This window comes from Pseudomonas soli (assembly GCF_021283165.2).
In the GTDB taxonomy this organism is placed as follows: domain Bacteria; phylum Pseudomonadota; class Gammaproteobacteria; order Pseudomonadales; family Pseudomonadaceae; genus Aquipseudomonas; species Aquipseudomonas soli.
In genome coordinates this window covers 3338137-3357166 of the sequence record NZ_CP128543.1, presented here as the reverse complement: position 1 = coordinate 3357166, position 19030 = coordinate 3338137, and the positions used below count along the sequence as shown (strand labels likewise).

At 66.3% G+C, this 19030-nt stretch carries 16 protein-coding genes; 9 read left to right on the top strand and 7 right to left on the bottom strand.

What is annotated here, in order from left to right:
- Positions 1 to 29: 29 nt before the first annotated feature.
- Both LU688_RS15485 and LU688_RS15480 read right to left on the bottom strand, forming a co-directional pair.
- Positions 30 to 680: a DUF998 domain-containing protein gene (locus LU688_RS15485; protein WP_038706245.1), complete on the bottom strand. Its 651-nt coding sequence runs from the start codon at positions 678 to 680 to the stop codon at positions 30 to 32.
- A 64-nt stretch (positions 681 to 744) separates the two neighbouring features.
- Positions 745 to 1560: a sulfite exporter TauE/SafE family protein gene (locus LU688_RS15480; protein WP_094012519.1), complete on the bottom strand. Its 816-nt coding sequence runs from the start codon at positions 1558 to 1560 to the stop codon at positions 745 to 747.
- A 109-nt stretch (positions 1561 to 1669) separates the two neighbouring features.
- On the opposite strand from LU688_RS15480, the gene LU688_RS15475 reads away from it, so the two are divergent.
- Both LU688_RS15475 and LU688_RS15470 read left to right on the top strand, forming a co-directional pair.
- Entirely contained in the window at positions 1670 to 2437 is a 768-nt protein-coding gene (locus LU688_RS15475; RefSeq protein ID WP_038706243.1) for an AraC family transcriptional regulator, read from the top strand.
- A 79-nt stretch (positions 2438 to 2516) separates the two neighbouring features.
- On the top strand, positions 2517 to 3266 hold the full coding sequence (locus LU688_RS15470; protein ID WP_023632887.1) for a FadR/GntR family transcriptional regulator: 750 nt from the start codon (positions 2517 to 2519) through the stop codon (positions 3264 to 3266).
- Positions 3267 to 3343: 77 nt separating this feature from the next.
- Here the strand turns inward: LU688_RS15470 and LU688_RS15465 are convergent, their stop codons facing one another.
- The 5 genes from LU688_RS15465 to LU688_RS15445 all read right to left on the bottom strand — a co-directional run bounded on the left by LU688_RS15465 (position 3344) and on the right by LU688_RS15445 (position 10224).
- Entirely contained in the window at positions 3344 to 4924 is a 1581-nt protein-coding gene (locus LU688_RS15465; RefSeq protein WP_160291218.1) for an aldehyde dehydrogenase (NADP(+)), read from the bottom strand.
- A gap of 99 nt (positions 4925 to 5023) precedes the next feature.
- The gene (garD, locus tag LU688_RS15460; protein WP_160291219.1) at positions 5024 to 6577 is read right to left on the bottom strand and encodes a galactarate dehydratase; all 1554 of its coding nucleotides are present in this window, start codon (positions 6575 to 6577) and stop codon (positions 5024 to 5026) included.
- A 74-nt stretch (positions 6578 to 6651) separates the two neighbouring features.
- Positions 6652 to 8001 carry an MFS transporter gene (locus LU688_RS15455; RefSeq protein WP_160291220.1) on the bottom strand — a complete coding sequence of 450 codons (1350 nt, stop codon included), beginning with the start codon at positions 7999 to 8001 and terminating at the stop codon, positions 6652 to 6654.
- A 102-nt stretch (positions 8002 to 8103) separates the two neighbouring features.
- Positions 8104 to 9015 (bottom strand): 5-dehydro-4-deoxyglucarate dehydratase, encoded by a 912-nt coding sequence (kdgD, locus tag LU688_RS15450; RefSeq protein WP_038706239.1) that lies wholly within the window; start codon positions 9013 to 9015, stop codon positions 8104 to 8106.
- Positions 9016 to 9414: 399 nt separating this feature from the next.
- Positions 9415 to 10224, bottom strand: a complete 810-nt coding sequence (locus LU688_RS15445) for a gamma-glutamyl-gamma-aminobutyrate hydrolase family protein (protein WP_023632187.1) — start codon at positions 10222 to 10224, stop codon at positions 9415 to 9417.
- Positions 10225 to 11814: 1590 nt separating this feature from the next.
- On the opposite strand from LU688_RS15445, the gene LU688_RS15440 reads away from it, so the two are divergent.
- The 7 genes from LU688_RS15440 to LU688_RS15410 all read left to right on the top strand — a co-directional run bounded on the left by LU688_RS15440 (position 11815) and on the right by LU688_RS15410 (position 19018).
- A complete protein-coding gene (locus tag LU688_RS15440; protein ID WP_269152126.1) occupies positions 11815 to 11991 on the top strand; it encodes a hypothetical protein in 177 nt (58 codons plus the stop codon).
- A gap of 92 nt (positions 11992 to 12083) precedes the next feature.
- The gene (locus LU688_RS15435) at positions 12084 to 12701 is read left to right on the top strand and encodes a transposase (protein WP_177182957.1); all 618 of its coding nucleotides are present in this window, start codon (positions 12084 to 12086) and stop codon (positions 12699 to 12701) included.
- 65 nt (positions 12702 to 12766) lie between these two features.
- Positions 12767 to 14317 carry a ShlB/FhaC/HecB family hemolysin secretion/activation protein gene (locus LU688_RS15430; protein WP_052062210.1) on the top strand — a complete coding sequence of 517 codons (1551 nt, stop codon included), beginning with the start codon at positions 12767 to 12769 and terminating at the stop codon, positions 14315 to 14317.
- Positions 14318 to 14357: 40 nt separating this feature from the next.
- Positions 14358 to 16163, top strand: coding sequence for a DUF2341 domain-containing protein (locus LU688_RS15425; RefSeq protein WP_094012580.1), 1806 nt, complete (start codon positions 14358 to 14360; stop codon positions 16161 to 16163).
- Between the two features lie 10 nt (positions 16164 to 16173).
- A complete protein-coding gene (locus LU688_RS15420; protein ID WP_046855393.1) occupies positions 16174 to 16599 on the top strand; it encodes an ExbD/TolR family protein in 426 nt (141 codons plus the stop codon).
- A gap of 8 nt (positions 16600 to 16607) precedes the next feature.
- Positions 16608 to 17282 (top strand): energy transducer TonB family protein, encoded by a 675-nt coding sequence (locus LU688_RS15415; protein WP_110605763.1) that lies wholly within the window; start codon positions 16608 to 16610, stop codon positions 17280 to 17282.
- A 38-nt stretch (positions 17283 to 17320) separates the two neighbouring features.
- Positions 17321 to 19018 carry a putative porin gene (locus LU688_RS15410; RefSeq protein WP_160291308.1) on the top strand — a complete coding sequence of 566 codons (1698 nt, stop codon included), beginning with the start codon at positions 17321 to 17323 and terminating at the stop codon, positions 19016 to 19018.
- The last annotated feature ends 12 nt before the right edge of the window (positions 19019 to 19030 follow it).

The window sequence follows — 19030 nt, the reverse complement described above, 5'->3', positions numbered from 1 at the left end:
TTCGACGCCTGGGGGCCAGCAGTTTGCCGTCAGGCGATGGCCATTTGCAGGCCATCGCGCGAACGCCAGCGCAACGATTGCAGGGCCAGGGCGGCAACCCACAACACGCTGATGCCGTAGTTGAGGCGCTGGTACAGGCCGAACAGTTCACCGCCTTGCGCGGCTTTGGCCATCAGCACCACGGTGATCATCGCCAGCACCGAGCACAGTAGCGACCACCTTCCCAGCCAGGGGGAACCTGCCACGCGTTTGCCCAGCCAGATCCACAACACGCTGGCCAGGGTCAGCGAGAGGAACATCAGCAGGCCGCTGAGGTTGTGCATCTGTTGCGAGAATGACGGCTCCAGCGGCGCGCAGCCCTGGTCGCAGGGGAACCAGCCGGTACCCAGGCTGCCGACAGCGTGCAGCAGCACCAGCCCCGCGCTCAACCGAGCCAGACCCGAGTACTGCCAGCGCCGCGCCAGGCCCCAGGCGAACAGGCCGAAGAGCAACGCCAAGGGGAAGTTGTTGACCCAGGGCGAGAAGCCATGGGTCGGCGCGCCGACCGCGCCGAGCTGGCTCATGGCCTGTTGCAGATGGTCGTAGCCGGGATAGGCCAGGGCGGTCAGGCCAACGCCCGACAACAGCCAGAGCGGAATGAGCAGGCCAGTGGCGAGCAGCAGGCGATCGAACGTCTTCATGCGGTTTCCTTCCTTGGAGAGAGCAGGTCGCAGCCTACAGCGCGGGCATGTCCCTTGACCAGGCTCAATCGCCAACGAGCAGCATCACCAGCAGTACGCAGGCCAGCAGCGCCAGGTAGGCCCGGGCATGCACGTGGTCGGGGATGCGCCCCAGCAACGGCGCGGCCAGGTGCATGCCCAGCCAGGCACCGACGGTCATAACCAGGGCGGCGCGCAGGTCGATCAGCCCGAGCACGCCGGAGCCCAGGTCAGCCTGACTGCTCGGCACCAGGGCATAGACCAGCGTGGCCGCCAGGGCCATGGGCAGCGACAGCGGATTGGCCATGGCAGTGGCGGTGCGCATACTGGCGCCGCGGCGGCGCATCAGCGGCACGGTCATCACGCTGCCACCGACGCCAAGCAGCGCCGCCAGCGCGCCGATGGGCAGGCCGGCGAGGGTTGCGCCGGTACGGCTCATTTCAGCCAGTGCCTGCCCGCTTGTGCGGACGAAGCCCGGGCGCAGCCAGGCATCGAGCAGGCTGAGCAGGAGATAGGCGATGAACAACCCGCGCAGCCAGGCGCTGGTCACGTACAGGGCGGCCCAGGCGCCGAGCAGCGCCCCTATGGCTATAGCCGGCGCCAGGGGCCGCACCAGGTCCCAGCGCAGGCTGCCGGCTCGGTGGTGGCGCCAGGTGGCCAGGGCGCTGCTGAAGATCATCACCGTGGCCGAGGTGGCCACGGCGATCTGCATGGCATGCTCCGCCACGGCCGTGCCTGCGCCGTGGCTGGTCAGCAGCAGGGCATAGAGCAGCGGCACGGCGAAGAACCCGCCGCCGAAGCCGAACAGCAAGGTGGTGACGCCGGCACACAAGCCGAACAAGCCAAGCAGAGGGTAGAGCATGGGAACAGCCTCAGGGACAGGACAGGGGCTCTCAGCGTAGGCCCCTGCCTCTTGGCCGGCTTGCGCCAATTGGCCAATAATCATCGCATCACGGCCAGAGCCTGCTGTCATGCGCAATGTTCCCCTGTCCCAGATCGATGCCACCCCCCGTGCGGTACTGGCCATCGCCACCGATTACCCGCCCGACACCCTGTTGCCCAGGCACGTCCATCGCCGGGCGCAATTTCTGTACGGGATGAGCGGGCTGATGGAGGTGTTGACCGACGATGGCGCCTGGGTCATTCCACCCGGCAGCGGCGTGTGGATTCCTCCCGGCAAGCCGCACCAGGTGCGCATGCGCGGCGTGAGTACCCGCAGCCTCTACATCGAGCCGACAGCACTGCCTCGCCCGGGGCCGCTATGCGAGGCATTGCGTGTCCAACCGCTGCTGCACCAGCTATTGCTGGCCAGCGCCGAAGTGCCGGCCCTGCATGACGAGGCGGGGCGCGACGGCCTGCTGTTGGGGCTGTTGTTGCACGAGCTGGGCCAGGCCGAGCGCCTGCCGCTGTTCGCGCCGATGCCGACGGAGCCGCGTTTGGCGGCCCTGTGCCAGGCGTTCCTGGCGCAGCCGTTGATCCATGCCCGGGCCGAGGCCTGGGCGCGTCAACTCAACTGCAGCCCGCGCACCTTCAGCCGGCGTTTTCGCGAGCAGACCGGGCTGTCGTTCGGCCAATGGCGCCAGCAGGCCTGCCTGATGGCGGCGGTGACACGCCTGGCGGCAGGCGAGGCGGTGACGGCCATCGCCCTGGACCTGGGCTACGAGAGCCCCAGCGCATTCTCCAGCCTGTACCGCAAGGTCATGGGCCACACGCCCTCGGCGGCGCGCCACGGCGCATGAAAACCCGCCCGGACGTATGTGATCGTACAACTGCTTGCGCTATCATCGCGCCTGTCTTCCACAACCAGACAGACAGGGCATGACAGAGCAGCAGGTACAGGCACGGACCCGGCGCAAGCCACGCAGTCTGGCCCAGGAACTGGTCACGGTGCTGACCGAGCGCATTCGCAGCGGCCAGCTCAAACGCGGCGACAAGCTGCCCACCGAATCGCAGATCATGGCCGAGGAAGGGGTCAGCCGCACGGTGGTGCGTGAGGCCATCTCGCGGCTGCAGGCCGCAGGCCAGGTCGAGACCCGCCACGGTATCGGCACCTTCGTGCTGGACACCCCAAGTACCGGGGGTTTTCGTATCGACCCGGCGACCATCGTCACCCTGCGCGAGGTGCTGGCGGTGCTGGAGTTGCGCATTGCCCTGGAGATCGAGTCGGCGGGCCTTGCGGCCGAGCGTCGCAGCGACGAGCAACTGGCCGGCATGCGCGCCGCGCTGGACGAGCTCAACGAGGGCGCGGCCCATGCCTCGGATGCGGTGTCGGCGGACTTCCAGTTCCACCTGCGCATTGCCCAGGCCAGCGGCAATCACTACTTCGCCGACATCATCAATCACCTGGGCACCAGCATCATCCCGCGTACCCGGCTCAACTCGGCGCGCCTGGCCCATGACGACCAGGCGCATTACATGAGCCGGTTGATGCACGAGCACGAAGCGATCTACGAGGCGATCGCCCGACGTGACAGCGAAGGCGCCAAGATGGCCATGCGCATGCACCTGAGCAACAGCCGCGAACGCCTGCGCCAGGCCCATGAAGAGGCCGAGGCGCAGCGGGGCTGACGTCCGAGGTGGTCAAACGCGTGGGAGCCCGGTATCAGGCCTGCTCCCACGTCGTTTCCAATCGCGTTTCCAGGTAGTCAGACTGCCCCTTCGCTCCACTGTCCATTCACCAGCCGCCGCAGCCCCAACGGGTTGCCATCGCGCAACGCCTCCGGCAGCAAAGCCTGCGGGTAGTTCTGGTAGCACACCGGCCGCAGGAAGCGATCGATCGCCAGCGTTCCCACCGAAGTGCCACGGGCATCCGAGGTCGCCGGGTAAGGCCCGCCATGGACCATGGCGTCGCACACCTCGACCCCGGTCGGGTAGCCATTGACCAGGATGCGCCCGACCTTCTCTTCGAGCAGCGGCACCAGCCAGGCAAAGGCCTCGAGGTCGTCCGGCTCGCCGATCAGCGTGGCGGTGAGCTGGCCGCGCAGGCCGAGCAGGGCGGCGCGCAACTGTGCCTCGTCGGCGACCTCCACGGCCACCGTGGCCGGGCCGAACACCTCCTCCTGCAGCAGCGGGTCGGCCTCTGCCAGCAGGCGGGCATCGGCCTTGAACAGCTGGGCGCGGGCCTGATCGCCTAGCTGCGGCTGCCCCGCCAGATGCTGGATGCCGGCGTGGGCCTGCAGATGCTCCAGGCCGCCGACATAACTGCGCAGACCGCCGGCATTGAGCAACGTCTGGCCGGCCTGCTGATCCAGGTGCTGGCCCAACTCGCCCAGCAGTTGGCTGAAGCCTGGGGACTGCAAGCCGATCACCATCCCGGGATTGGTGCAGAACTGACCGGCGCCCAGGCACACCGAGCCTGCCAGTTCGCGGGCGATGGCCTCGCCGCGCTTGGCCAGGGCGCCGGGCAGGACGATCACCGGGTTGATGCTGGACATCTCGGCGAACACCGGAATTGGTTGCGGCCGTTCGGCGGCCATGCGGCACAGCGCGTCGCCGCCTTTAAGCGAGCCGGTGAAGCCGACGGCCTGGATGGCCGGGTGCTTGACCAGCCATTCGCCGACACCACCGCCGAACACCATGTTGAACACGCCCTTGGGCATGCCGGTGCGGTCGGCGGCCCGCAGGATGGCGCAGGCCACCAGGTCGGCGGTGGCCATATGGCCGCTGTGGGCCTTGAACACCACCGGGCAGCCGGCGGCCAGGGCCGCGGCGGTGTCGCCACCTGCGGTGGAGAAGGCCAGCGGGAAGTTGCTGGCACCGAACACCGCCACCGGGCCGACCCCGATGCGCATCTGGCGGATGTCCACCCGTGGCAGCGGCTGACGCTCGGGCAGCGCCAGGTCGATGCGCGCGCCGAGGTAGTCGCCGCGACGCAGCACCTGGGCGAACAGGCGCATCTGGCCGCTGGTGCGGCCGCGCTCGCCCTGGATGCGCGCGGCGGGCAGGGCGGTTTCACGGCAGACGATGGCAACGAAGTGGTCGTCGAGTTCGTCCAGTTCGGCGGCGATGGCTTCGAGGAACTCGGCGCGGCGGGCTGGGGGCAGTTGGCGGAATGCGCTGAAGGCTTCGGCGGCGGCGCGGGCGGCGCGGTCGACTTCGCCCTCGGTGGCCTGGACGAAGCTGTAGGGCAGCGCTTCGCCGCTGGTGGCGTCGAGGCTGTGCAGGCGTTGTGGGCCAAGGGCGCTGCGCTGGCCGGCGATGAAGTTGTGGCCGAGGATATTGGGCATGGAAACTCCAGGATGAGTGATGAGCCAGTGCGTGGGAGCGGGCTTGTCCCGCGATTGCATCATCGCGGGGCAGGTCCGCTCCCACGCCACCTGTGTCGTTCAGGTAATAGGGGCTGGGTTGAACAAGGTGATGTCGTTGTGCAGCCGGTACTGTTCGGCCCAGGTCTGCCTGCGGCCGCTGGCCACGTCCAGGTAGTAATGGAACAGCTCCCAGCCCAGCTCCTCGATGCTCGCCCGGCCGCTGGCGATGCGCCCGGCGTCGATGTCGATGAGGTCCGGCCAGCGCTGGGCCAGCTCGCTGCGGGTACACACCTTGACCACCGGCGCCATGGCCAGGCCATAGGGCGTGCCGCGACCAGTGGTGAACACGTGCAGGTTCATCCCGGCCGCCAGTTGCAAGGTGCCGCAGACGAAGTCGCTGGCCGGGGTGGCGCAGAAGATCAGGCCCTTGCGCGTTACCCGCTCGCCGGGCCCGAGTACGCCCTGGATCGCGCCGCTGCCGGACTTGACGATCGAGCCCAGGGCTTTTTCGACGATGTTTGACAAGCCACCTTTCTTGTTGCCCGGCGTGGTGTTGGCGCTGCGATCGGCGGCGCCCTGCTGCAGGTAGCGGTCGTACCAGTCCATTTCGCGCACCAATGCTTCGGCGACCTCCGGCGTTTCGGCGCGGGAGGTGAGCATGTAGATGGCGTCGCGCACCTCGGTAACTTCCGAGAACAGCACCGTCGCGCCGGCGCGCACCAGCAGGTCGGCGGCATAGCCCAGCGCCGGGTTGGCGGTGATGCCGGAGAAGGCGTCGCTGCCGCCGCACTGCATGCCGAGGATCAGTTCGCTGGCCGGCACGCTCTCGCGGCGGCGCTGGTCGAGCTTTTTCAGGCGGGTCTCGGCCAGGGCCATGATCTGCTCGATCATCTCGCCGAAGCCCAGCGTCGCATCCTGCAGGCGGTACAGCCACGGCTCGCTGAGGTCCACGGACGGATCGCCGTCGTGCATCACCTGGCCGGCCTGGAGCTTTTCGCAGCCCAGGCTGATGACCAGCGCCTCGCCGCCAAGGTTGGGGTTGCGCGCCAGGTTGCGCACGGTGCGGATCGGAATGTAGGCGTCGCGGGCGTTGATCGCCACGCCGCAGCCGTAGCTGTGGGTGAGGGCGACCACATCGTCGACATTGGGGTAGCGAGGCAGCAGTTCGGCGCGGATACGCTTGACCGCATGGTCGAGCACGCCGGTCACGCACTGCACGGTGGTGGTGATGCCGAGGATGTTGCGGGTGCCGACGCTGCCGTCGGCGTTGCGGTAGCCCTCGAAGGTGAAGCCGTCGAGTGGCGGCAGGGGGGCGGGTACGGCGTCGCAGCGTGGCAGGCTGGCAAGCTCGGGCGCGGCCGGCATCGCCAGTTGATCTTCCTTGACCCAACTGCCCTGGCGCAGGTCTGCCAGGGCATGGCCGATGACCTGGCCATAGCGGCGCACCGCCTCGCCCTTGCGGATGTCCACGGTGGCGACCTTGTGGCTCTGCGGCACGCCCTCGACCAGGGTCAGGCCATCGGCAAAGCGCGCGCCTTCGCCCAGGCCGCCGTCGTTGACCACCACCACGACGTTGTCGTCGGGGTGCAGGCGCACGTAGCGGGGCGACTCGGAATGTTCGATCAGCTGCATGGTTCAGGCCCTTCTTGTCTTGTCTCTCAGGCGTGGTGCTGTCGCCGGCGCCGTTGGGCGCCGACGTGTCCGGCTTACTGGCGGGCCAGTTCCGCATCGGGCGCAGGTTCGTGCTTGGGCGGCTCCTTGAGCTCGATGCGCTTGATCGGGCCGACGATCACCAGGTAGCTGAACACCGCCACCAGGGCGTTGGCGCCCACATACACCAGAGCCCATTTGAACGAACCGGTGGCGCTGATGATGTAGCCGATGACGATCGGCGTGGTGATCGAGGCGATGTTGCCGAAGGTGTTGAACAGCCCGCCCGACAGGCCGGCGATCTGCTTGGGCGAGGTGTCGGCGACCACCGCCCAGCCCAGGGCGCCGATGCCCTTGCCGAAGAACGCCAGGGTCATGAAGCCGACCACCATCCATTCGGCCTCGACGTAGTTGCAGAACACCATGGTGGTCGACAGCAGCAGGCCGCAGACGATCGGCAGCTTGCGCGAGAAGGTCAACGAGTTGCCGCGGCGCAGCAGCCAGTCCGACAGCACCCCGCCGAGCACCCCGCCGATGAAGCCGCATACCGCCGGCAGTGAAGCGATGAACCCGGCCTTGAGGATGGTCATGCCGCGTTCCTGCACCAGGTACACCGGGAACCAGGTGAGGAAGAAGTAGGTGATGGCGTTGATGCAGTATTGGCCGAGGTAGACGCCCAGCAGCATGCGGCTGGTCAGCAGCTGCTTGATGTAGCCCCATTTCGGGCCGTCGCCGCCGCGATTCTGGTCCATGTCCACCAGGCCGCCGTTCTGTTCGATATGGTCGAGTTCGGCCTGGCCTATGCGTGGGTGCTGGCGCGGGTTGTAGATGGTCTTCATCCACACCGCCGAGAACACGATACCCAGTACGCCCATGACCACGAACACATGTTCCCAGCCGAAGGTGAAGACGATCCAGCCCATGATCGGGGCGAACAGCGCGGTGGCGAAGTACTGCGCCGAGTTGAAGATCGCCGAGGCGGTGCCGCGCTCCTGGGTGGGGAACCAGGCCGCGACGATCCGCGCGTTGCCGGGGAACGACGGCGCTTCGGCGAAGCCCACCAGGAAGCGCAGGGTGAACAGCGTGACCACCGCCCAGGCCACCGGCAGCCCGCCGACGAAGCCCTGCAGCAGGGTGAACAGCGACCAGGTGAAGATGCTGAAGGCGTAGACGTTCTTCGAGCCGAAGCGGTCGAGCAGCCAGCCGCCGGGGATCTGCCCGGCCACGTAGGCCCAGCCGAAGGCGGAGAAGATGTAGCCGAGGGTGACCGCGTCGATGCCCAGGTCTTTCTGCAGGCTGGAGCCGGCGATGGCGATGGTGGCGCGGTCGGCGTAGTTGATGGTGGTCACCAGGAACAGCATCAACAGGATCAGGTAGCGTACATGCGTCTTTTGCGTCGCTTGCATGCTGGTTACTCCCACTCGTTATTTTTATACGGGGATTGGTTGTAGGCCGGAGCGGGGCGTCCCTGCTCCGGCGGCGGCTTTGGCAGGCCGCGGGGTGCTCGCTTATTGCGGGCCCATCTTGTCCATCAGCGCCGCGAGCATCTCGTACTCCTGCGCGGTGAGGTCGGTCAGCGGCGTGCGCACGGGGCCCGCGTCATGACCGGCGAGCTTCGCCCCGGCCTTGACGATGCTCACGGCGTAACCGGCCTTGCGGTTGCGGATGTCCAGGTACGGCAGGAAGAAGTCGTCGATCAGCTTGGCCACGGTGGCGTGATCGTCGCGGGCGATGGCGTGGTAGAAGTCCATCGCGGTCTTGGGCACGAAGTTGAACACCGCCGACGAATACACCGGCACTCCGAGCGCCTTGTACGCCGCAGCATACACCTCGGCGGTGGGCAGGCCACCCAGGTAGCTGAAACGATCGCCCAGGCGGCGACGAATCGACACCATCAGCTCGATGTCGCCCAGGCCGTCCTTGTAGCCGATCAGGTTCGGGCAGCGCTCGGCCAAGCGTTCCAGCAGGTCGGCGTTCAGCCGGCAGACGTTGCGGTTGTAGACCACCACGCCAATGTTCACCGCCTTGCACACCGCCTCGACATGGGCGGCGACGCCGTCCTGGCTGGCTTCGGTGAGGTAGTGGGGCAGCAGCAGCAGGCCCTTGGCGCCCAGGCGTTCAGCCTCTTTGGCGTATTCGATGGCCTGGCGGGTCGAGCCACCGACGCCGGCGAGGATCGGTACCGAGGTGGCGCAGGTGTCGACGGCGGTCTTGATCACCTGGCTGTACTCGCTGGCGGCCAGGGAGAAGAACTCGCCAGTGCCACCGGCGGCGAACAGCGCGCTTGCGCCATACGGGGCGAGCCATTCCAGGCGTTTGACATAGCCTGCGGGGTTGAAGTCGCCGGCCGCGTCGAAGTCGGTGACGGGGAACGACAGCAGGCCGTGGGAGAGGATGGATTGCAGTTCTTGTGGATTCATTGTTGTAGGCATCCTGTGGCGCTTGGAAGGAGGGGTACCAAGGTGAGAGGTAAGTTATCGTACAACTTGTTCTGTGACTAGCCCTGTTCATGGATTTTCTGCGGGGGTACTGATCAGATCTGGCCTCAGCGCGTGGGCAGCCCGCGCCTATAGTCATGACGTGACAGCTCTGCCGGGCTGCGGGAGCGGGCTTGCGCTGCGATAGGGGCGGCGAAACGACACGAGACCTTACGAGTCATCGTATCTCTATGAGGGAGAGAGGAAAAAAGATCGCGGAGACAGGCACAAGCCCGCCGCCCTTTTCCACGGGAGGTGTTCTGGGACCAGCAGAGGGTGACCGTGGGAAACGGGGGCGACCTTGCGCCGCCCCGCGATCAAAGCTAACGAAGCTTCAGAGGGTCAGGCGGCCTGGTTGCGCGTGACCTGGGACTTGCGGACCTGGGCGCGGCAGGCGTCGCCGAAGGCCTGGAACATCTTGATCGAATCGGGGTTCTTTGCCGCCTGCCACTCCGGGTGCCATTGCACCGCGAACAGGAAGGGCGAGATGCTCGGGGCGTGGATCGCCTCGACCAGGCCATCCTCGGCATGGGCGATCGGCTCGATGCCGGCGCCCAGGTTGCGCAGGCCCTGGCCGTGCAGCGAGTTGACGCGAATTTCGTCGCTGCCGAGGGTGTCGCGCAGCCAGCTGCCCGGCTTGATCTTCACGCCGTGCACCTGGGCGTACTGGACCTCGACCGGATCTTCCGGGTTTTCCCGGTGGTCGTTGAAGCCTGGCTCGGCGTAGACCTTCTGGTAGATGTCGCCACCGAGGGCCACGTTGATTTCCTGCATGCCGCGGCAGATGCCGAAGATCGGCAGGCCACGCTTGATCGCCGCCTTGACCAGCGGGATGTCGAACAGGTCGCGGTCCTTGTCCTGGCCCTTGCCGGGCGTCTGGTTGTCCTGGCCGTAGAGGGCCGGGTCGATGTTGCTGCCGGCACCGGTCAGGTACACGCCGTCGGCCATGTCCAGGTAGGTCTCGAGGTCTTCAACGCCGCAGCAGGTGGGCACCAGGACCGGAACACAACCGGAGAACTCGACCAGCGGGGAGATGTATTTGTGAGTCATGACCTGATAGTCATGGCCTTTGCGCTCTTGGCTGCCCATGGTCATGAGGACGACGGGTTTGCGCAGGGAAGGTTGCTTGTTGCCAATGTTGCTGTTGGACATATGTCACCTTGAGACAGGTCATGCCTGTCGTTGTTGTGCAGGCGCACGGCCGGGGCCTTGAGTGCTGCCTGAAGCCCCGAGCACTGCCGGCTCGCCCTGCAGGCGATGTCGGTCGGGGCCTGACTCATAGCTTGCCAGAGCCGTTCGATATGTCAAACGAGTGACGAACCCTCAAGCCGCCATTTTTCGGGGGCTGTAGGCGGTCGGAGCCTTGGGCGACAAGGGTTTGGCGCAAGCTAGGTCAATAATATTTAACGACGCAGTCGGCTCTTTGCACCAATGCAATGTCATGCAGGCATGCTCCGCAAAATCATTACGCCCAGCCCAGCCCAGCCCAGCCCAGCTTTTGCCTTTGCCCTTGCTGTTGCTTCTAAGCGCGCGATAGTTCAGGCGACACAAATTGCGACTTCAGGAGGCCGAACGGAGGGCTTGCGCAGGGAGGTGACGGGCATGGATGCCCGTCAAGCGCCGATCAGGCCATGGATGGCCCGTCGGCGCGTCCTCCCGGAGCGAGCCCGGAGTGAGGGGACCCCGGAGCGAAGCGTAGGGGGCGTATGAACGGAGCCGAACGGTTTTGCCTCCTTTTCCCAAGAGAAAAGGAGGTCGCCGTAAAGGCGAAAAGGTGAGTATGCGTTGACATGGCGAATGAATGCGCATATGACTTTTAAAACACACGCTGTGTAAGTCAAACTCAAAGTCAAAGTCAAAGTCAAAGTCAAAGTCAAAGTCAAAGTCAAAGTCAAAGTCAAAGTCAAAGTCAATCGGCATCGGTTTTTATAGTTTTAAACGCATTCATTTGCGATGTCGACGCTTAGTCACCTTTCCGCCCTTACGGCGGCTTACTTTGGTCTTGGCCAAAGTAAGCAAAGCCGTTGCGCTCCATTCATCCGGCCCTCCGCTTCGCTCCGGGTTCCCTCACTCCGGCCTTGCTCCCGGGAGGACCGCGCTGAACGCCCCATCCTGGGGCGCAGCGCTTGACGGGCATCCATGCCCGTCACCTCCCTCCGCAAGACCTCCGTTCGGCCTCCTGAAGTCGCGAAGTTACGGGTGGCGCCTGGACTAACGCAGCTAGTCGCTAGTTGCCAGCGTGGGAACTCTAGATCAACATCGCGGGGCAAGCCCGCTCCCACCATAGTTTGACTACGTGATTCAAAGTGGGAGCGGGTTTGCCCCGCGATAGCGTAATGAAGAACAACATATCAGCCACCAACAAAACCAACATATCTGCTCTTGATCTGCTCTTGATCTGCTCTTGATCTGCTCTTGATCTGCTCTTGATCTGCTCTTGATCTGCTCTTGATCTGCTCTTGATCTGCTTTTGATTTTGCTTCTAAGTGCGCGATAGTTCAGGCGCCACCAATTGCGACTTCAGGAGGCCGAGTGGAGTTCTTGCGTAGTGGGGCGACGGCCATGGATGGCCGTCGAGCGCTGCGCCCCAGGATGGGGCGTACAGCGCGGTACCCACGGGAGCAAGAACGGAGCGAGGGAACCCCGTAGCGAAGCGTAGGGGCCGTATGAACGGAGCCGAACGGTTTTGCCTACTTTTGTCAAGACAAAAGTAGGTCGCCGTAAGGGCGAAAAGGTGACTAAATGTCGATATCTTCTACGAATGCGCAAACAAAAATCAAAACAATCACTTCCGACCCCGACCCCGACCCCGACCCCGACCCCGACCCCGACCCCGACCCCGACCCCGACCCCGACCCCGACCCCGACCCCCTCGAAACCACCCCCTCTGATGAACCTTTCATGACAAAACTTCGGTAGCAATCCGCCACCCCCGTCAAAGCCATGGACACCAACAAGGCACCTGGCCATCAGGCCAATCAAGCCTTGAGAACCGGCCTGGGAGCGGGGCAATGGGCACTATGGAACGCTACACGAAAGTGGGAATGCAGGAGCTCGACCAGCGTCTGGCCAAGATCGTCGAGGCCGCCCGCAAGCAGCCCGTCTCGGTCTACCGCTACGGCGCCCCCTGGGTATGGATCGTCTCCCAGGACGACTGGCAGGGCGCCCTGCGCGAGGTGGCCAGCTGCGTGCCGCCGGGCCATTCGCTGGCGCTGCTCAAGCCGCGCATAGAGGCATTGCTGGACGCGCACCAGCCCGCGCTGGCGCTGCTGGCCGAGCAGCAGGGCATGATCATCGCCCCGCGCACGCTGATGCATGTGCTGCTCCTGCAGCTGCTGTATTCGGTGCCCAGCGAGAAGCAGCTCTACGAGCAGCTCAACTACAACCTGCTGTTCCGCTGGTTCACCGGTCTGGAGCTGAAATCGCGGGTGTGGAACTTCAGCCTGTTCAGCCATGACCTCGGCGTGCTGCTGGGCAGTGCCATGGCCGTTTCCCTGCTGCAGCGCATGGTCGACGAAGTGCTCGGCGCGAGCCTGCAGGCCATGCCCGAGTTCAGCCTCAACCTGGCCCTGTTGCACAGCTGGCTGGCCCGCCACCAAGGCCAGCCCGCAACCAGCGACAACCACTAGCAAACCAACGAATTCCTGGCGCTCAAGGGGGCGGTGTGGAGCATTTTTTCTTCAAGCGATGCGGCATGGGCGCAGGGGCGCTGCTGTGCCTGCTGGCGGTCGAGGTGGCCGCGGACGAGGCGCAGCGCCGGGTCGAGATCAATGAATACGTGGTGCGCGGCAACACCGTGCTCGACGCCCAGGCCATCGAAGAGGCGGTCTATCCCTACCTGGGGCCGGACAAGACCCTGGCTGACCTCGAAGGCGCCCGCGAGGCGTTGCAGAAAAGCTATCAGGCCCGGGGCTACCAGTCGGTGTTCGTCGAGCTGCCCGAGCAGAAGGTCGAAGGCGGCGTGGTCTACCTGCAGGTGAGCGAAACCAAGGTCGGCCGCGTGCGGGTGGTGGGCGCCAAGCATTATTCGCCGCTGGAGATCCGTGAACAGGTGCCGGCGTTGGAGGAGGGCAAGGTCCCCGATTTCGCCCAGGTACAGAACGAGCTGGCCACGCTCAACCGTGCCCCGGGGCGGCAGGTCATGCCGCTGGTGCGCGAAGGCCAGCGCCCGGGCACCATGGACGTCGATCTGCAGGTCGAGGATAAGCAACCCTGGAACCTGAGCCTGGGCTTGAACAACGACCACAGCGCCGACACCGAGAAGCTGCGCAGTGTCGTCAGCCTGGGCTACAACAACCTCTGGCAGGCAGGCCACAGCGTCTCGCTGACCTGGTTCACCGCGCCCCAGGACCGTGACAACGCCGAGGTCTGGTCCGGGTCCTACGCCGCGCCGCTGAGCGAGCGCTGGACCGTGCAGTTCTCCGGCTACCACTCCGACAGCAATGTCGCCACGGTGGGCGGCACCAATGTGCTGGGCAAGGGCCATTCCTACGGCGTTTCGGCGATCTACAACCTGCCGGGCGTCGGCGCCTGGGCCAACGCCCTGTCGATCGGCGTGGACTTCAAGGACTTCGACGAACAGGTCGGCCTGGGTGGCAGCAGCGACAAGGTCCCGCTCAAGTACGCCCCGATCACCTTGGGCTATACCGGCTACCGCTTCACCGAACAGGACCAGTTGAGCCTCGGCCTGAGCCTGGTGGCCGGGACGCGCAGCCTGCTGGGCTATGGCAGCGACGATACCGAGTTCGATTACAAGCGCTACCGCGCCGACTCCAGCTTCGCCGCGCTCAAGGGCGACGGCAGCTACACCTTCGACTTCGCCGGCGCCTGGCAGAGCGCTTCCAAGCTGGCGTTCCAGCTGGCCTCGGGGCCGCTGGTGTCGAACGAGCAGTTCGCCGCCGGTGGCGCCACCTCGGTGCGCGGCTATCTCGCCGCCGAACGCACCGGGGACGACGGCCTGCTGTTCTCCCAGGAACTGCGCACCCCATCCATTGGCCGCTACGTCGGCAGCTACATCAGCGACTGGCGCTTCTACCTGTTCGCCGAGGGCGCCCAGTTGCGCCTGCAGGACGCACTGCCCGAACAGGATGACAGCTACAGCCTGGCCAGCGTCGGCGTCGGCACCCGCGCCACGCTCAACGACTGGTTGTCCGGCAGCCTCGACTGGGCCGTGCCGCTCAAGGACGGCCCCAACACCGACAAGAACGCTTCCCGCGTGCACTTCAGCGTGCAGGCGACTTTCTGAACGATTGACCTACTGACCGGCATCGGCCTGGAGACCTCTCATGCAACGCCTGATATTGACCTTGCTGCTGTGCCTGGGCTTCGCCCTGCCGGGCAGCGCCAGCGCCTGGTGGCAGGACGACTGGATGTACCGCAAGCAGATCGCCGTGGACACCACGCCCCAGGGCGCCGGCCTGACCCAGGCGCTGGGCCGCACCGCGCTGCTGGTGCGTCTGCACACCGGCAACTTCAGCTTCGACGGCGTCAGCGAAACCGGCGCGGACATCCGCTTCGTCGCTGCCGACGACAAGACCGTGCTCAACCATCATGTCGAGCAGTTCGATCCGCTGATGGGCATGGCGCTGATCTGGGTCGACGTACCCCGTATAGAAGCCGGCCAGCGCCAGGACCTGTGGATGTACTACGGCAACCCCAAGGCCCAGGCACCCGCCGGGCAGCCGAGCTTCGACGCCGACTACACCGCGCTCTACCACTTCGACGGAGCCACCGCCCGTGACGCCAGCCCTTATGGCAACCAGCTGCAAGGGCCGACGGTCAGCGTCGATGGTGTGATCGGCCGGGCCATCCAGCTCGGTGGCCAAGCCTTGCTACTGCCCGCCAGCGCCTCGCTGCAGCTGCCGGCGGGCGCGGCGTTCAGCTTCAGTACCTGGCTGCGCCAGGACCAGGCGGTGGGTGAGCAACTGCTGCTGGCGCGCCGCGAGGCCGGCCACAGCCTGCTGCTCGGCCTGGCCGAAGGCGTGCCCTTCATCGAGGTGGACGGCCAGCGCGCCGCGGCCAACCAGGCGCTCGGCGCCGGCCAATGGCAGCACCTGGCACTGGTGGGCGAGGGCGGTAACCTCACGCTGCTGGTCGAAGGCCAGCCGGTCGCGCGACTGGCCGCGAGCCTGGCGGCCTTCAGCGGCGCCATCGGCATCGGTGGCGACCTGCCAGCGGCTGGGGGCGAGGCCGCCGGCCACTACGCGACCTTTGTCGGCGCCCTGGACGAGCTGCGTGTTTCCCGCGTCGCCCGCAGCCAGGCCAGCCTGCAGGCCGACGTGCTGGCCCAGGGTGCCGAGTCGCGCCTGGTGGTCTATGGCGTCGACGAGGAACAATCCGGTTTCGGCTTCGGCGGCCTGGGCTTCCTGCTCAAGGCGGTGCCGGTGGACGCCTGGGTGATCATCGCTGTTCTGGTGCTGATGATGGTGCAGTCGTGGGTGATCATGCTGCGCAAGCAGCGCACGCTCAATCGCGTCACCGCCGCCAATACGCGCTTTCGCGAGCGTTTCGCCACGGTCGGCACGCGCCTCGAGCAGTTCGCCGACGATCGCGAACTGCATGACCGGCTGACCGACTCCTCGCTGTGGCGCCTGTACCTGGTGGCGGTGCAGGAAATCCGCACCCGCCGCGCCCAGGGCGCCGACACCAGTGAAGTGTCCGCGGCCACCATCGAGGCCATTCGCTGCTCCATGGACGGCGTGCGCACCCGCGAGAACCAGGCGCTGTCCTCGAAACTGTCGACCCTGTCCAACGCCATCGCCGGCGGCCCCTACATCGGCCTGCTGGGCACGGTGCTGGGGATCATGGTGGTGTTCCTCGGCACCGCCATGGCCGGCGACGTCAACATCAACGCCATCGCCCCGGGCATGGCCGCGGCGCTGCTGGCCACCGCCATGGGCCTGTTCGTCGCCATCCCCGCGCTGTTCGGCTACAACCGCCTGACCACGCGCAATCGCGAAGTCAGCGCCGACATGCGGGTGTTCGTCGACGAGTTCATCACCCGCCTGGCCGAGCTGCACGGCGAGGGCCAGGCCGGTGAAGCGGCGCTGCGTCCGGCCGGGCGCAGCGTCAACCCGTCGATCCCGGCGTGAGGAGGCAGGCATGGCATCCGTGAACAACGCCCAAGACGACGACGCCGACGCCGCGGTCGACAGCATCAACATCACCCCGCTGGTGGATGTGCTGATGGTGGTGCTGGTGATGTTCATCCTCACCGCCACCGCGCAGGTCTCCGGGATCCAGGTGCAACTGCCCAAGGCCAGCGCCACGGTGTCGCTGGCCCAGCCCAAGACCAAGGCGATCTCGATCAACGATGCCGGCCAGGTATTCCTCGATGCCTACCCGGTGACGCTGCAGGAGCTGGAGGACCGCCTGCGCAGCGAAAAGGCGCGCAGCCCGGATTTCCCGTTGATCGTGCGCGGTGACGCGGGCGTGCAGTACCAGAAGGTGGTCGAGGTGCTCGACCTGCTGCGCCGTCTCGAGCTGGCCCAGGTCGGGCTGGTTACCGGCAAGCCGAACCAGGGGTGAGGGCAGGCATGGAACCTAAAGCCAACTTCCGCCGCCTGCTGACCTGGGCCGTGCTCGCCGTCGCTGGCGCGGGCCTGGCCTGGCTGCTGTGGCAGTGGGCCAACGACATGGCCGGGGTGCGTCGCGAGGCGCCCAAGGTGCCGGCGATCATCCCGCTGCCGCCGCCTCCACCGCCGCCCCCGCCCGAGCCGCCCAAGGAGCCCGAACCGCAGGTCGAGGAAAAGATCGTCGAGCCGCAGCCGGTGCCCGAGGCCGAGGAGGTCAAGCCCGCCGAGGACGCGCCGGACCCGGCCCAGGACCTGGCCGACCCCATGCAGATGGACGGCGACGCCCAAGCGGGCGGCGACAGCTTCAACGTCGGGGCCGGCAAGGGCGGCGGCATGGCCGGTGGCGGCGGAGGCGGCCTGGGTAGCGGCACCTACAGCCAGTATCTGGCCTATGCCTTCCAGCGCCTGCTGCGCGACAACCCCGAGCTGCGCAACCTGGTGTTCAACCTGCAGGCCGAGATCTGGCTCAGCGCCGCCGGCGAGATCACCCGGGTCGAGCTGCTGCGCGGCAGCGGCGAGCCGGAGGTGGACGCCCAGGTGCTCGCCGCCCTGCGCGGCGCCCGGGCCCTCGACCAGCGCCCGCCGGCCAACCTGACCTTGCCGGTGAAGATCGCCCTGCAGGGGCGCCGGCCATGAACAACGAAGCACGTCTGACCCACAGGAGCTGCAAACCCATGAAGTGCCCAGTCAACCGATTGACCCTGGCGCTCGGCCTGCTGGCCGCCGCCACCGCGGTCGGTCCGGCCGTCGCCCATGCCGCGCCGTCGGAGAACGCGACCGTCAACCTGATCCGCCTGCTGGTGGAACAGGGCGTGCTCAAGCAGGACAAGGCCGACGCGCTGATCGCCCAGGCCGAGCGCGAGGCCCAGCAGGCGCGGGCTGTCAGCGCCGCGCCGATCGTCGCCCAGGCCCCCGCGGCCAACGGCGAGGTGCGCGTGCAGTATGTGCCGGCCATCGTCCGCCAGCAGATCCGCGACGAGATCAAGGCCGAGGTGATGAACACCGCCAAGCAGGAAAACTGGGCCGCGCCCAACACCTTCCCCGACTGGGCCTCGCGCATCAGCTTCGACGGTGACCTGCGCCTGCGCTACGAATCGCGCGGCTACGCCGACGGCAACAGCAACGAGATCGTCGACTTCGCCAAGCTCAACGACAAGGGCCCGTACGACGTCAACGCCAACAGCGGCTCGAACCTGCCGCCGCTGCTCAACACCCGCGAGGACCGCGACAGCCTCCTGCGCCTGCGCGCGCGCTTCGGCCTCAAGGCCCAGCTGGCGGACAACTGGGTGGCCGGCATCCGCGTCGCCACCGGCTCCAACAACAACCCAGTGTCGACCACCCAGAACCTCGGTGGCGGCTTCGGCAAGAAGGACATCTGGCTCGACCAAGGCTATGTCACCTGGACGCCCAGCGAGCAACTGACGTTGACCGGCGGGCGCATCGCCAATCCGTTCATGTCCACCGATATCCTCTATTCCCACGACCTCAACTTCGATGGTGTGGCGGCGATCTTCGACCAGCCGCTGAACCGCGACCTCAGCCTGTTCGGCACCGTCGGCGCGTTCCCTGTGCAGTACAGCGACGACAGCGCCAGCAGCAACGGCCTGGACAAGGAGGACAGCGACAACAAGTGGCTGTACGGCGCGCAACTGGGCGCGAAATGGGCGCTCAACGACCATCACCGCCTCAAGGGCGCGATGGCCTACTACCGCTTCGACGACATCGCCGGCGAGCGCTCCAGCCCCTGTGCGCCCTGGGATGGCCAGCCGGCCTGTGACAGCGACGAAACCCGGCCGACCTTCATGCAGAAGGGCAACACGGTGTTCCTGCTGCGCGACATCACGCCCAATCCGGCCAACCCGGCGGCCACGCCGCAGCCGCAGTTCGTCGGCATCGCCTCGGAGTTCGAGCTGCTCGACCTGAACCTGGTGTGGGACGCCGACTTGCCTCATGACTTCAAGCTGCGCAGCCAGGCCAACTACATCCACAACCTGGCCTATGACGAGGGCGACATGCGCAAGCGTTCGGCCGGCCAGCTGGCCAACAACATCGACGAGAACGGCAACATCAAGAGCGGCGGCGACGCCTGGATGTTGCAGTTCACCCTGGGCAACGCCCTGGACATGCGCAAGGCCGGCGACTGGAACCTGTTCGCCGGCTACAAGCGCATCGAGCCTGACGCGCTGCCGGACGGGTTCAACGATTCGAGCTTCCACCTCGGCGGCACCAACGCCAAGGGCTATTTCCTCGGTGGCAACTACGGCCTGGCCGACAACGTCTACGCTACAGCCCGTTGGTTGAGTAGCGAGGCAGTCTACGGCGCGCCGTTTGACATCGATGTGCTACAACTTGAAGTCAACACGCGTTTCTAGGGAAGGAGCACG

Bases quoted from the DNA above. Each gene is read 5' to 3' on its own strand.
- LU688_RS15440 (WP_269152126.1), top strand. From the start codon at position 11,815: ATGTCGATATCTTCTACGAATGCGCAAACAAAAATCAAAACAATCACT.
- LU688_RS15455 (WP_160291220.1), bottom strand. From the start codon at position 8,001: ATGCAAGCGACGCAAAAGACGCATGTACGCTACCTGATCCTGTTGATG.
- LU688_RS15425 (WP_094012580.1), top strand. From the start codon at position 14,358: ATGCAACGCCTGATATTGACCTTGCTGCTGTGCCTGGGCTTCGCCCTG.
- kdgD (WP_038706239.1), bottom strand. From the start codon at position 9,015: ATGAATCCACAAGAACTGCAATCCATCCTCTCCCACGGCCTGCTGTCG.
- LU688_RS15470 (WP_023632887.1), top strand. From the start codon at position 2,517: ATGACAGAGCAGCAGGTACAGGCACGGACCCGGCGCAAGCCACGCAGT.
- LU688_RS15410 (WP_160291308.1), top strand. From the start codon at position 17,321: ATGAAGTGCCCAGTCAACCGATTGACCCTGGCGCTCGGCCTGCTGGCC.
- LU688_RS15485 (WP_038706245.1), bottom strand. From the start codon at position 680: ATGAAGACGTTCGATCGCCTGCTGCTCGCCACTGGCCTGCTCATTCCG.
- garD (WP_160291219.1), bottom strand. From the start codon at position 6,577: ATGCAGCTGATCGAACATTCCGAGTCGCCCCGCTACGTGCGCCTGCAC.
- LU688_RS15480 (WP_094012519.1), bottom strand. From the start codon at position 1,560: ATGCTCTACCCTCTGCTTGGCTTGTTCGGCTTGTGTGCCGGCGTCACC.
- LU688_RS15465 (WP_160291218.1), bottom strand. From the start codon at position 4,924: ATGCCCAATATCCTCGGCCACAACTTCATCGCCGGCCAGCGCAGCGCC.
- LU688_RS15475 (WP_038706243.1), top strand. From the start codon at position 1,670: ATGCGCAATGTTCCCCTGTCCCAGATCGATGCCACCCCCCGTGCGGTA.
- LU688_RS15420 (WP_046855393.1), top strand. From the start codon at position 16,174: ATGGCATCCGTGAACAACGCCCAAGACGACGACGCCGACGCCGCGGTC.
- LU688_RS15430 (WP_052062210.1), top strand. From the start codon at position 12,767: ATGGGCGCAGGGGCGCTGCTGTGCCTGCTGGCGGTCGAGGTGGCCGCG.
- LU688_RS15415 (WP_110605763.1), top strand. From the start codon at position 16,608: ATGGAACCTAAAGCCAACTTCCGCCGCCTGCTGACCTGGGCCGTGCTC.
- LU688_RS15445 (WP_023632187.1), bottom strand. From the start codon at position 10,224: ATGTCCAACAGCAACATTGGCAACAAGCAACCTTCCCTGCGCAAACCC.
- LU688_RS15435 (WP_177182957.1), top strand. From the start codon at position 12,084: ATGGGCACTATGGAACGCTACACGAAAGTGGGAATGCAGGAGCTCGAC.